The organism is Bradyrhizobium pachyrhizi (assembly GCF_001189245.1).
GTDB classification, from domain to species: Bacteria; Pseudomonadota; Alphaproteobacteria; order Rhizobiales; family Xanthobacteraceae; genus Bradyrhizobium; species Bradyrhizobium pachyrhizi.
In genome coordinates this window covers 80789-92951 of the sequence record NZ_LFIQ01000118.1, presented here as the reverse complement: position 1 = coordinate 92951, position 12163 = coordinate 80789, and the positions used below count along the sequence as shown (strand labels likewise).

The following is a 12163-nucleotide window of genomic DNA, read 5'->3' as shown; positions in this document are numbered from 1 at the left end:
CCGGCAGCCTGAAGGCCGGCGACGAGATCGTGATCATGCCGACCGGCAAGATCGCGCAGATCAAGACCGTCGAGAGCTGGCCGGTGACGCCGGTGAACGCCCCGCAGGGCGCCGGCCGCTCGGTCGGCATCACGCTCGACCGCGAGCTGTTCCTCGAGCGCGGCGACATCATCGGACATTCCGGGCAGAGCCCGCGCGACACCCGCCGCATCCGCGCGCGGATCTTCTGGCTGCATGACAAGCCGCTGACCAAGGGCGAGCAGATTCTGATCCGGCTCGGCACCAAGGAAAGCCGCGCCACCGTCGTCGCGATCGAGAAGGCGGTCGATCCCGGCGCGCTGTCCAACGAAGAGAACACCGCGATCGCGCGCAACCATGTCGGCGAGATCGACATCTCGCTGGCGCAGCCGGTTGCAACCGATCCCTACACCGACAATCCGCGCACCGGCCGCCTCGTGATCGAGGTCAACGGCCGCATCGCCGGCGGCGGTCTCGTGCTGTCGGTTGACGCCGGCCGGCCCGCCGTGCCGGTCGATATCGTGCCAGTGGAGTCCGCGCTGCGGCCAGACGAGCGCTCGGCGCGCTACCACCACAACGGCGCAGTGATCTGGCTGACCGGCCTGCCCGGCTCGGGCAAGTCGACCCTGGCGCGGGCGCTAGAGCGGCGCCTGTTCGGCAATGGCGGCTCGCCGATCCTGCTTGATGGCGACACGCTGCGTGCCGGGCTGAACGGCGATCTCGGCTTCTCGCCGCAGGACCGCGCTGAAAACATCCGCCGCCTCGCCGAAGTCGCGACCCATCTGGCGCGCAACGGCCATATCGCCATCGTCGCGGCGGTGTCGCCGTCGACCGCCGACCGTGCGGCAGCTCGCCGCATCGCCGACAGCGCGTTCCGCGAGATCTATGTCGCGACACCGGCCGAGGTCTGCGAGACCCGCGATCCGAAGGGCCATTACGCCAAGGCCCGCTCCGGCGCGCTGCAGGGCTTTACCGGCATCGGCAATGACTACCAGCCGCCGACCGGCAACGAGCTGACCATCGACACCTCGAACCGCTCGGTCAGCGATGCCACCGACGAGATCGAGCGGATGCTGGCCACGACCGGCATCCTGTTCGACGAACTGACCGACCTCGCGGCGAATATCTAGGCGGCGCAGCCCCCTCCTCTGGGGGGCCTTCTCAGAACCGGGACTTTAGGGCTAAAAGGGCCGTGAACGCGGCCCTTTGGCGCGTTTTTTGCTGATTTCTCTCGAAAACAGCCCCTAAACGCCCCATTTCTTTGAGAAAGCCCATCATGACTCGTGTCGATGCCCATGGATTGAAGATCGCCCCTGTCCTGTTCGATTTCATCGCCAAGGAGGCGACGCCGAAAACCGGGATCGCCCCGGATGCGTTCTGGGCCGGACTTGCCGCCATCATCCAGAAGCTCGGACCGAAGAACCGCGAGTTGCTCGCAGTCCGCGACACGCTGCAGGCCAAGATCGACGACTGGCATCGCGCCAACAAGGGCAAGGCGTTCGACATCAACGCCTACACCGCGTTCCTCAAGGACATCGGCTACCTGCTGCCCGAGCCCGCGACCCACAAGGTCGAGACATCAAATGTCGATGAGGAAATCGGGAAGATCTGCGGCCCGCAGCTGGTGGTGCCGCTCACCAACGCCCGCTACGCGCTGAACGCCGCCAACGCGCGCTGGGGTTCGCTGTACGACGCGTTCTACGGCACCGACGCGATCCCGCACGATCCGAGCGAGAGCGGCAAGGGCTACAACAAGGCCCGCGGCGACAAGGTGATCGCGAAGGCGAAGGCGTTCCTCGACGCCGCCGTGCCGCTTGCGACCGGAAGCCACACCGACGTGACCTCCTACGCCGTGATCGCGGGCCAGCTCTCGGTCAAGCTGAAGAGCGGCAACTCGACCGCGCTGAAGAATGCCGCCCAGTTCGCCGGCTATCAGGGCGACGCCGCCCAGCCTTCCGCGATCCTGCTCGTCAACAACGGCATGCATGTCGAGGTCAAGATCGACCGCAACAACGCGATCGGAAAGGATGACCCGGCCGGCGTCGCCGACATGATCCTGGAATCGGCGGTCTCCACCATTCTCGACATGGAGGACTCGGTCGCTGCCGTCGACGCCGAGGACAAGGTGCTGGTCTATCGCAACACCCTCGGCCTGATGAACGGCACGCTGTCGGCCGATTTCGAGAAGGGCGGCAAGACGCTGACCCGCTCGCTCAATGCCGACCGCGTCTACAAGAAGCCCGACGGCAGCGAGCTGAAGCTGCACGGCCGCAGCCTGCTGCTGATGCGCAATGTCGGCCACCACATGTTCACGGACGCTGTGCTCGACGCCAAGGGTGAGGAGATCCCGGAAGGCATCCTGGATGCCGCGGTCGCCGGCCTGCTCGCGATCCACGACCTCAAGGGCAATTCCAAGGTCAGGAACAGCCGCACCGGCTCGGCCTATATCGTCAAGCCGAAGATGCACGGCCCCGACGAGGTGACGCTGACCTGCGACCTGTTCGCCGAGGTCGAGAAGATGCTCGGCCTGCCGGAGAACACGCTGAAGGTCGGCATCATGGACGAGGAGCGCCGCACCACGGTCAACCTCAAGGCCTGCATCCAGCGCGCCTCCAAGCGCATCATGTTCATCAACACCGGCTTCCTCGACCGTACCGGCGACGAGATCCACACCTCGATGGAAGCGGGTCCGATGATCCGCAAGAACGACATGAAGGCCCAGCCTTGGATCAAGGCCTATGAGGACTGGAACGTCGACAACGGCCTGATCGATGGCCTGCCCGGCCATGCCCAGATCGGAAAGGGCATGTGGGCCGCGCCCGACAAGATGGCCGACATGCTGGCGCAGAAGATCGGCCATCCGCAGGCCGGTGCCACCACCGCGTGGGTGCCGTCGCCGACCGCAGCCACGCTGCACGCGCTGCACTATCACCAGGTCAACGTGATCGCCCGGCAGCAGGAGCTCGCCAAGGGCGGACCGCGCGCCAAGCTCTCCGACATCCTCACCATTCCGGTGTCGCAGTCGAACTGGGCGCCCGACGACGTGAAGCAGGAGATCGACAACAACTGCCAGGGCATCCTGGGCTACGTCGTGCGCTGGATCGACCAGGGCGTCGGCTGCTCCAAGGTGCCCGACATCCACGATGTCGGCCTGATGGAGGACCGCGCCACGCTCCGCATCTCGAGCCAGCACCTCGCGAACTGGCTGCATCAGGGCGTCATCACCAAGGACCAGGTGATGGAGTCGCTGAAGCGCATGGCTGTCGTCGTCGACAAGCAGAACGCCGGCGATTCGCTCTACAAGCCGATGGCGCCTTCATTTGATGGCGTTGCCTTCAAGGCCGCCTGCGACCTGATCTTCGAGGGCCGCACGCAGCCGAACGGCTATACCGAATACATCCTCACCGCGCGCCGCCGCGAGGCCAAGGCCGCCGGCTGATCTGCAAGCGATCGCAACGACATGCAAAAGCCCCGGCGATAAGCCGGGGCTTTTTTTGTCGGCGCCGCGAGTGACGCCGGGAAGAGCCGGACGCGATCGCCTGCCGTCGTAAGGGCGCACTGCCAAAAATATCGAAAACAACCCCATGCAAAGTAGCCGGCGGATACGGCAACTTGACTCGTCGGGCAAATCAGGTCCATATTTCCATTATCCAGAAATCGCGAAGGCCACGGGGCTGATCCGCGATCGCTGCGACAAGCAAGAGCCCCGACGATGAGCCGGGGCTTTTTTGTTGGCAGTCCGCTACAGCATCCACATCATTGCGAGCGTCAGCGAAGCAATCCACCCCTCCCGTATGCGGACAGGTGGATTGCTTCGTCGCGTGGCCTGTCATCGGGCCGCGCTTCGCGCGGACCGTTGGCTCCTCGCAATGACAGATCTAAAACACCGCCAAATACTTCAGCAGCGAGACGATGCCGATGATGATGACGACGGCGCGCGCGATCTGCTTGGCGCGGCCGTCGAGCGGCAGCATGTTGATGAGATAAAGAACGAGAATGACGACAAGGAAGGTGACGAGTACGCCGACGAGCATGCGGGGCCCCTGATGGCATCGGTGAATCTGCTGTTCGCCCTTTGCTAACGTGCAGGAGGCAGGCCGGTTCCGCGCCAGGAACCGAAAGCGGCCGCCGACGTGTGATCGACGCTACTCGCGCGCCACCACCGCCGGCCGGCCATACTTGGCGCGGATGCGATCCGGCGCCGGCGTGAAGTTGAGCTGCGCGCCGCGCCGGTCCGGACGGCTCACCGACATCAGCCCGTTCTTGCCGGCAACGATGTCGCCCTTGCGCAAGGTCGGATCGTCCTCGATTTTCACCGCGGCGAGGCCGACAGTGTCCTTGCCGTTGCAGGTGCAGCCCGAGACCATCTCGTCGCGATAGCGGAACGCGTTCGGCAGCTCGGAATACGGTTTGCCGTCTTCCGTCGCGGCGTTGTCGATGTTGCCGCCATAGACCACTTCGGTCGCGCTCGCCGGACAGAAGCTGTTGCAGCTTTCCGCCTTGCTCTGGTTGCCGGTCGCAGCGAGCGGGAAATAGCGGCCGTCGCAGGTCCGCACGCAATAGGCCTGGCCGACGTCATAGCGAGGACGGCGCTCGACCCGCGGCGCCATCGGCGCCGGGCCGTCGTCGAACGGCATCCGGATCACCGGCGGGCGGCCATGCATGAAGCCGCCGAACAGTTGCGAGAAGAAGTCCTGGGCCTGCGCTGCAGGCGCAAGGGACAGGCCGAGCAATGCCGCCGTGCCGAACGCGCAGCGCCTTACGTGCCGTTTCACCATCACCGACCTCGGTACCATGCCGATCCCTAGAGCCCCGTTCCGATTGAATCGGAACGAGGCCCTAGATTCTGGTTCTGACGCGTTTTCTTCACGCGAACCGGTATCCACTTCGCTCGAAAACGCTCTAGTACAACGAGGAAGCCGTCGGGATGTTCATCGCCTGACGCCCGGAAGGCAGCGTCGTCGCCGCAGGGCGCGGCCGCGCCGCGGCCGGCCGGACCGAGATCTGCGTCGTGGTCGGGCCGATCTCGCGCGCGGCGAGGTGCGGCGCGTTCTTCGGCAGCACCACGACCCTGGTGCCGACATCGACCCGGCTGAACAGGTCGGAGACGTCTTCATTGGTCAGGCGGATGCAGCCGGACGAGACGAACTTGCCGATCGTCGAGGGATCGTTGGTGCCGTGGATGCGGTATTCGCTCGAGCCGAGATACATCGCGCGCGCACCGAGCGGGTTGCCCGGGCCGCCGGCCATGAAGCGCGGCAGATAGGGCTGGCGCTTGATCATCTCGGCCGGCGGATGCCAGTCCGGCCATTCGGCCTTGCGGCTGATGGTCTGTGTGCCGGCCCAGGTGAACCCCTCGCGGCCGACGCCAACGCCGTAGCGGATCGCCCGGCCGCCACCGAGCACGTAATAGAGTGCGGTGTTGCCAGTATCGATGATGATGGTGCCGGGCGCCTCGGTCGTGTTGAGCGCGACGGTGGTCCGGCGCAGCCGCTCCGGCAGCGCGCCGTCCTCGGCGACGCCAGCCGAGGGGTCGTTCATCACCTCGTCGGCGGGAAATGCGCCCGGCTGCGTCGACGCATAGCCGAGCGCGGAAGAGCGGACCTGGGCGCTGGCCGACGTGGTGACGACAAACGGCGTCGCAAACAGGACGCTGGCGAAGGCAAGGGTGCGCGCGGCGCGCGACGCAAGCCGGCGGCTGGAAACAGACTGCTGTGTCATGTGCTGCCCCTGGACGGGATGCGCATCGTGGTGATGCGATGCCGGGCCAACGCGCATGGCCGCGAGTCGGTTCCGCCGCGAATCGTCGCGAAGCCGCGATTGTCAACCCGTCACGTTTCACGAACCCGCGATGGAACTTCCTCCGTATCGGCCAGTTGTCACCGCGCAATTCGACGCGCGGGGCGACCACGCGACGGGTTTGTTCGTCCTCACGCGGGAGGAGTTCGGTGCGCGCCTTTCCGAGTGAAGACCTGCTTGGCAAAGCGCCCGAAGGCACGCCAGTCCCCGACAGCAAGATCGAGCTGCCGCCGGTTGTCAGCCGCGCCGAGGCCGTCGCTTTCGCGTTGATGGCCCTGCTGGTTATCGTCATTGTCGCGGTGCTCTATTTCGCACGCGCCTTCTTCCTCCCGATCACCATGGCCTTCATCGTCGGCACCATGCTGTCGCCGGCGGCGAGCATGCTCGAACGCTATCGGATCCCGCGCGCGCTCGGCGCGGTCGTCATCGTGATCGCGGTCGGCGCCGCCGTCAGCTTCATGGTCGGGCTCATTGCCTCGCCGGTGATGGAGTGGAGCTCGCGGCTGCCCGAACTCGGCGCGATCCTGAAGGAGAAACTGCATGTGTTCGACCGGCCGCTCGCGCTGTGGCAGGAATTGCAGACCATGGTCGGCGGCTCCGATACGCTGGCCACGCTCCAGCTGCCGAAATTCGAGTGGGTGCAGCCGACGCTGGAATTCCTGTCACCGACCTTCGCCGAATTCCTGCTGTTCATCGCGACCCTGATCCTGTTCATCGCAAGCTGGAAGGATCTGCGGCGCGCACTGGTGATGGCCTTCAGCGAACGCACGGCGCGGCTGCGCACGCTGCGCATCCTCAACGAGGTCGAGACCCATCTCGGCAATTATCTTCTGATGGTGACCACGATCAATGTCGGCGTCGGCATCGTCACCGGCGCGATCTGCGCGGCAACGGGCATGCCAAATCCGGCCGGGCTCGGTGCGCTCGCCGCGACGCTGAACTTCGTTCCGATCATCGGGCCGATCGCGATGTTCGTCGTGCTGGTCGCGGTCGGCATCATCGCCTCGCCGACCATCGGCGCCGGGCTGATCGCACCGGCCTGCTTTACCGTCGTGACCTTCATGGAAGGACATTTCGTCACACCGACGATCGTCGGCCGCAGGCTGTCGCTGAACGCGCTCGCGGTTTTCCTGGCGCTGGCGTTCTGGACCTGGCTGTGGGGCCCGATGGGCGCCTTCCTGTCGTCGCCGCTCCTGATCGTGGCGCTGATCGTCAAGGAGCATTTGATGCCGGTCAATTCGCCGCAGCTGCCGGAAGACTAGCAAGGCGTTCTCAAGCGAAGCCGGCACCGCTTGAAGCCCGGTTTCACGGCTGGAACCATGCACCGCGCGGCGCGTTTTTGTTCCAGCACGCAAGTTCTCCGGGAGCTTTTCGATGTCGAGCACGGACAGCGCATTTGGGATCAAGAACATGACGGACAAAGCGACCTACGAACGCCTTGAAAAGGATGTCACCGCCGTGAAGAACGATATCGCCGCCCTCACCGAACAGATCACCGACGCGCTGAACTCGTTTGCCAACAACGCGGGCAAGCAGGCCCGCCGCCGCTACAAGGATGCGCGCGCCAGTGCGGAAGATACACTCGACGACATGTCGGAGCGCGGCAGCGCGATGATGGGCGCGGCGCAGGATGCCGCATCCTCGATCGAGGAATCGCTGGAGGATATGATCACACAGCGGCCGCTGGCGACGGTCGGCCTTGCGCTCGGTCTCGGCTTCCTGATCGGCGTCACCTGGCGCCGCTAGGCAATCTGCGGTCTCCGGGGGATGAGCCCCATGGTGGCGATCACGCGGAAACCGCCCCTCTGGATGCGATGGCGGCGCTGGCGCGCCGCCGCTGCGTTTGTCGATGCGCTCTTCAGGGCAAGGCTCAAGGCAAGATTCAAGGCAAGATTCAGGGCAGGGCTGGTCGATGCTTCAGCGGCTGATCAATGACGTCAAGGATTCCACCGGCAACGTGCTGCGGCTGACGTCGCTGGCCGCGGCCACCGCGATCGCGCTGTTCATCACCATCGGCTTCCTGTGCGCCGCCGCCTTCGTCTACGTACTGCAGCACTACGGGCCGGTGGAAGCATGCCTCGCCGGCGCCGCGCTGTTCCTTGTCGTCACGCTGATCGCCGCCAGCGTCTACATCGTGCGCAGGCGCGAGATGCGCCGCCGCGCCGAGAAGGCGGCAAAGGCCGCCGCGGCCAATGTGTTTGCCGATCCGGTGGTGGTCGCCACCGGCCTGCAGATCGTGCGGGCCATCGGCGTGAAGCGGCTGATCCCGATCCTGGCGATCGGCGGCCTCGCGCTTGGCCTGATGGCAAGCCGCAGCGCCGCCAGCAGCAGCGAGGCGGACGAGGAGGAATAGCCCTCTCGTTTGCAAGATTAGCGCGAAACCAGCACCGACAACCATCGTCGTCGCCCGGCTTGACCGGACGATCCAGATTCCAGAGACAGCTGTATTAAGCGAATGGGCCGCGGCATACGGGATCGCCCGCTTTCGCGGGCGATGACAGCGTTTGCTTGTTGCGATAGCGCTTCGCCCTGCTCAGGTCACGCAGCGGCCGGGCTGCAGCAGCTTGGCCACTTCGGTCAGTACGCTGACCACGGGCTCGCAGGCCACCTTGCGGGTGTCGCCGGGCCGTGCCCGAGCGGGCACTGCCGGGCGATGGCGCGCCTCTTCCTTGGCCACGGGGACGCGGACCAGCACCGACGTATCGGGAAGCCGCTCGACCTTCAGCGCAACGGTCCGGCTCGGCAGGCCGGTGACTGGAATCGCGGCACGGTCGGTCTTGGCGGCGCGATTGACGGCGCTCTCCGGCGCCAGTGCGGTGGTGACCTGCTGGCGGCCGATGAGATCGTGGCCGGATGCCAGCTGGACGGCGCCAAGCGTCAACCCAGCCGCCAGCGTAGCGAAAATTCCCATCTGAATCTTTGACATGGTGATGTCCCTCGCCCCATGGAAATTCGCTCGACGATCCCTTGGCGATCCCGGACACAACGCGAACGAAACCCGCGGGGTTCTCGCGTCCGGCCATCACTTAACCGTGTACGAAAATATTTTCGCTTGTACGGAACGACTCAGGGGGTCTGCGAGTCTTTGGAAGAGCCGGTTATTCCCCCTGCCCCATTGACCGGCGACGTAGGGCGCGACCGTGGTGATGCCGGTCGCGCCCTGCTCTTTTTCTGGTGTGCCGCAAACGATGCGTCAGCCGGCCTGTCGCTCACCGGTCCGAAAACCTGAAACCAAAGGCCCGGTCCTCCCACTCGCGAGAGGACCGTCCGCGTCAGGCATTGTCGTTCGATGGCATGTCCTGGGATCGAACAACCGTCACTTCACGGCATGACGGGCAACGACCGACGTGAAACTTGATTCCGGTTGTCTGGTCGTCGACGAGCATCAATTCGCTCAAGGGCTCACCGCATTTGCAGGTGACCGTTCTCTGATCGGCAAAGTACATCTGACGTCCTCCATAAGCCTGGAGATTTCTCGTCTTCGGGGCGAGTTCGTTTGCGCCGTGCTCGCCCCCTCGCTTCCGCTCCTTCTCGGTCGGTCAGATCCGGACCATCCGGATTGGTTGGTGTGACTCCAAGCGCTTATTTCGAAGCGGATTTCGCCTTCCGTGACTCCGCGGCTTCGCGCGCCTGCCGCTCGGCCTTGAGGCGCTGGAAGTTGTCGTAGAACGCCTTCTCGTTGGCGCGATGCTCCTTCATCGCCTGCGATGCGTCTTGCTGACGCTGCGCATCACGGTCCTTGCGCTGCTGGGGAGTAAGATTCATGCGACCTCCGACTAAGCTCTTGAATCAACGCTGGATTCAACGCACGAGCCCGGAAATGGTTGCACCTTGGGAAGGAACCGGATCTATTTGCGCAGGCTCGCCCAGACGCCGCCCAGGATCAAAAGGCCGCCGACCAGATGGATCAGCTTCGGCGGCTCGCCGAGGATGATCCAGGACAGCAGCGCGCTCGCGATCGGTGCGACGTAGAGCACCAGCGAGCTCCGCACCGAGCCGAATCTCGCGCCGAGCCAGGCGAAGCCGGCATAGGCAATCAGGCCGGGCACGAGGCCGGCGAAGACATAGGCCTCGAACGCCCTTGTGTTGAACACCGCAGCCGGCGTCGCCCACATCTCCTGGAGCGCCGGCGGCAGCGAGCACAGCGCGCCGGCCGCCGAGAACAAGCTGACCCGCGCCAGCAGCGAGGCGCGCGGCGCGACGCGCGACTGCAGCAGCGTGTAGCCGGACCAGCCGAGCATCGCGCACACCACCAGGAGATCACCCCAGGCCGCGCTCGACTGCGTCAGCGTTTCCAGACGACCGCCCGAGACGATCAAGAGCGCACCGCCGAGCGCCAGCGCCGTGCCGAGCCATTGCAGCGGACCGATATGCTCGATGCCAAGCGCCGCCGAGATCAGCAGCACCATGATCGGCGACAGCGCGAAGATCAGCGCGATGTGGATCGCGGTGGTCGTGATGCCGGCGATGTAGACCGGGCCGCCGCACAGGAACATGCCGAGGAAGCCGGCGGCAAGGATCGGCCAGAGGTTCTGCGCCAGCGGGATCTTGCCGTCGCGGATCGCTGCGATCGCAAACGGCGCGAGGCCGATGGCGATGATGCTCCAGCGGAAGAAGGCGAGCGAAAACGGCGGCACCGAGCCGGCGAGCCCGCGCGCCAGAACTTGGTTGGAGGCCTGCCCGACCGCGACCAGGATGAAGCCGGTCAGCGCGACCGCGTCCTCCCAGCCTTTGGCGGGGCGGCTGACCTGCGCTTTCGGCGGCTCCGCATCCATGACACCGCCCCCTCAGCCGGCGTGCGATCGGCTCACTCGTCCGCTACTGCTCGGCCGCCTCGCGCTCCATGTCGCGGCCGGCGAGATCCTCGCCCTGCATCGTGGCGTATTCGCGCGCCATCTCGCGCATCAGGAATTTGGCGGGGACGTCGTGATAGCTGCCGTGGTCGTTGACATACTGCATGTAGGCGCGCCCTTCGCCGTCGAAGGGATGCAGCAGCGCGTCGGCGTGGCCGTCGAAATCGAGCGGCTTGACGCCGAGCTTGGCGCACAGCGTGTCGTTGAAGGTCGGGGTCGCCTTGCGCCAGGCGCCGTCGACGAACACTTCAGTGAAGCCGTGCCACGTGAACAGGTCCGAGCCCATGCTCTGGCGCAGCTTCTCGGTGGTGAGATGGTTGCGCACATCGGCGAAGCCGACACGCGCCGGGATGCCGTGGACCCGGCAGGCCGCGGCATAGAGCGCCGCCTTGCCGACGCAGTAGCCATTGCCGGCGGCGAGCACGCTGGAGGCCCGGTAGCTCTCGGGCGAGCGCATGCTGACATAGGGGTTGTAGCGGATGCCGTCGCGCACCGCGGTGTAGAGCCGGCGCGCCTTGTCGCGCGCGCTGGCGTCAGACGGAACGGCGGCGCGGGCGAACGCCTCGACGGCGGGATGGTCGCTGTCGACATATTCGCCAGGGTCGGTGTAGAGGCGGCTGATCGTATCGGGGAGCTGCTCGGTCATGGCACAAGCTTAGCAAGCCATCTGCACAGTTCAATGCAGCACGTGCAGCGTTTCCCGCAGCCCTGCCCGGCCGGAGCCCCGCTCTGATTGAATCGAAACGGGGGCCTGGATTTTAGCTTTGACGCGTTTTCTTCACGCGAACCGGTGCCACTTCGTTCGAAAACACGCTAGTTCTTGAAGTGTTCGTCCAACTGCGGCGGCGGGTAGCTGCGCCGCCTGGCCTTGAAATATTCACGTGCGAAATGGATGCCTATCCCGATCAGGAACGGCGGCGCAAGCGCGGCGGCGATCACCAGCGCGGTGATCGACTTCGGCGTCAGGATGTCCAGCACCATCGACGCCAGCAGCCACAGCGTGGCAGCAATCACCGCGACGTCGACGTGCTTCATTCCCCGGTCTTTCCCTTGGTTCCTGGCTACCATCCGGGTTCCATCCTACCGGCTGGTCCCGGGCGCGCCAAGGATTCCGGGCCACAGACGGGACCTCCGCCCCTTCACTTTTTTGGAACGGCGCTTGCGCGGGCCACGTTGGTGCAGAAGTCCTGGATCCAGGATCAAATATTGATCCGGATCAGCCGAGCACGGAGGCCACGATGGGCAACTCCAGTGACATCCACAGCGGCGTCGACCATCCCGCCAGCCGGAACGGCGTCAACGACCCCGTCGGCGGCGTCGATGTGAAGCGAACTTTCGACGACAACCAGACGCCGCACGAACGTGCGCAATGGGCCGCCGATGTGCGTGCCGACGCCTCACCTCGGCGGGGCGAACCGTTCCTGCCCGAAGCGCTGCGACGGCCGCCGACCGCGCCGCTCAATCCACGCACCGGCCGCCGCGCGACTGACTAA

Annotated in this window: 14 protein-coding genes; 6 read left to right on the top strand and 8 right to left on the bottom strand. The window is 65.5% G+C overall.

Translation table 11 applies throughout. The features are described from left to right. Positions 1-1148, top strand: a 1148-nt coding sequence (gene cysC / locus AKL29_RS45985; RefSeq protein ID WP_244482578.1) for an adenylyl-sulfate kinase, incomplete at its 5' end; no start/stop codon positions are given. Between the two features lie 146 nt (positions 1149-1294). Next, positions 1295-3457: a malate synthase G gene (locus AKL29_RS34350; protein WP_050387218.1), complete on the top strand. Its 2163-nt coding sequence runs from the start codon at positions 1295-1297 to the stop codon at positions 3455-3457. Between the two features lie 439 nt (positions 3458-3896). Here the strand turns inward: AKL29_RS34350 and AKL29_RS42410 are convergent, their stop codons facing one another. The 3 genes from AKL29_RS42410 to AKL29_RS34340 form a co-directional block, all read right to left on the bottom strand. After that, a complete protein-coding gene (locus AKL29_RS42410) occupies positions 3897-4052 on the bottom strand; it encodes a Thivi_2564 family membrane protein (RefSeq protein WP_016842974.1) in 156 nt (51 codons plus the stop codon). Between the two features lie 111 nt (positions 4053-4163). Continuing rightward, positions 4164-4796: a DUF2865 domain-containing protein gene (locus AKL29_RS34345; protein WP_028334716.1), complete on the bottom strand. Its 633-nt coding sequence runs from the start codon at positions 4794-4796 to the stop codon at positions 4164-4166. Between the two features lie 124 nt (positions 4797-4920). Next, positions 4921-5739: a L,D-transpeptidase gene (locus AKL29_RS34340; RefSeq protein WP_050387292.1), complete on the bottom strand. Its 819-nt coding sequence runs from the start codon at positions 5737-5739 to the stop codon at positions 4921-4923. Between the two features lie 227 nt (positions 5740-5966). Between AKL29_RS34340 and AKL29_RS34330 the strand changes: the two genes are divergently transcribed. The 3 genes from AKL29_RS34330 to AKL29_RS34320 all read left to right on the top strand — a co-directional run bounded on the left by AKL29_RS34330 (position 5967) and on the right by AKL29_RS34320 (position 8170). Next, positions 5967-7079 carry an AI-2E family transporter gene (locus AKL29_RS34330; RefSeq protein ID WP_028334714.1) on the top strand — a complete coding sequence of 371 codons (1113 nt, stop codon included), beginning with the start codon at positions 5967-5969 and terminating at the stop codon, positions 7077-7079. Between the two features lie 112 nt (positions 7080-7191). Continuing rightward, entirely contained in the window at positions 7192-7563 is a 372-nt protein-coding gene (locus tag AKL29_RS34325; protein WP_016842979.1) for an ElaB/YgaM/YqjD family protein, read from the top strand. A gap of 166 nt (positions 7564-7729) precedes the next feature. Then, complete coding sequence (locus AKL29_RS34320) at positions 7730-8170, top strand: hypothetical protein (RefSeq protein WP_028334713.1); 441 nt, start codon at positions 7730-7732, stop codon at positions 8168-8170. A 180-nt stretch (positions 8171-8350) separates the two neighbouring features. Here the strand turns inward: AKL29_RS34320 and AKL29_RS34315 are convergent, their stop codons facing one another. The 5 genes from AKL29_RS34315 to AKL29_RS34295 form a co-directional block, all read right to left on the bottom strand. After that, entirely contained in the window at positions 8351-8743 is a 393-nt protein-coding gene (locus tag AKL29_RS34315; RefSeq protein ID WP_028334712.1) for a hypothetical protein, read from the bottom strand. A gap of 656 nt (positions 8744-9399) precedes the next feature. Beyond that, positions 9400-9582 (bottom strand): hypothetical protein, encoded by a 183-nt coding sequence (locus AKL29_RS34310; RefSeq protein WP_028334711.1) that lies wholly within the window; start codon positions 9580-9582, stop codon positions 9400-9402. A gap of 83 nt (positions 9583-9665) precedes the next feature. Beyond that, positions 9666-10592: a DMT family transporter gene (locus tag AKL29_RS34305; RefSeq protein ID WP_050387216.1), complete on the bottom strand. Its 927-nt coding sequence runs from the start codon at positions 10590-10592 to the stop codon at positions 9666-9668. A 43-nt stretch (positions 10593-10635) separates the two neighbouring features. Continuing rightward, positions 10636-11316 carry a transglutaminase-like domain-containing protein gene (locus tag AKL29_RS34300; RefSeq protein ID WP_028334709.1) on the bottom strand — a complete coding sequence of 227 codons (681 nt, stop codon included), beginning with the start codon at positions 11314-11316 and terminating at the stop codon, positions 10636-10638. A 167-nt stretch (positions 11317-11483) separates the two neighbouring features. Beyond that, positions 11484-11705 carry a hypothetical protein gene (locus AKL29_RS34295; RefSeq protein ID WP_028334708.1) on the bottom strand — a complete coding sequence of 74 codons (222 nt, stop codon included), beginning with the start codon at positions 11703-11705 and terminating at the stop codon, positions 11484-11486. A gap of 203 nt (positions 11706-11908) precedes the next feature. Here AKL29_RS34295 and AKL29_RS34290 point away from each other — a divergent pair, with 203 nt between their 5' ends. Then, entirely contained in the window at positions 11909-12163 is a 255-nt protein-coding gene (locus AKL29_RS34290; protein WP_050387215.1) for a hypothetical protein, read from the top strand.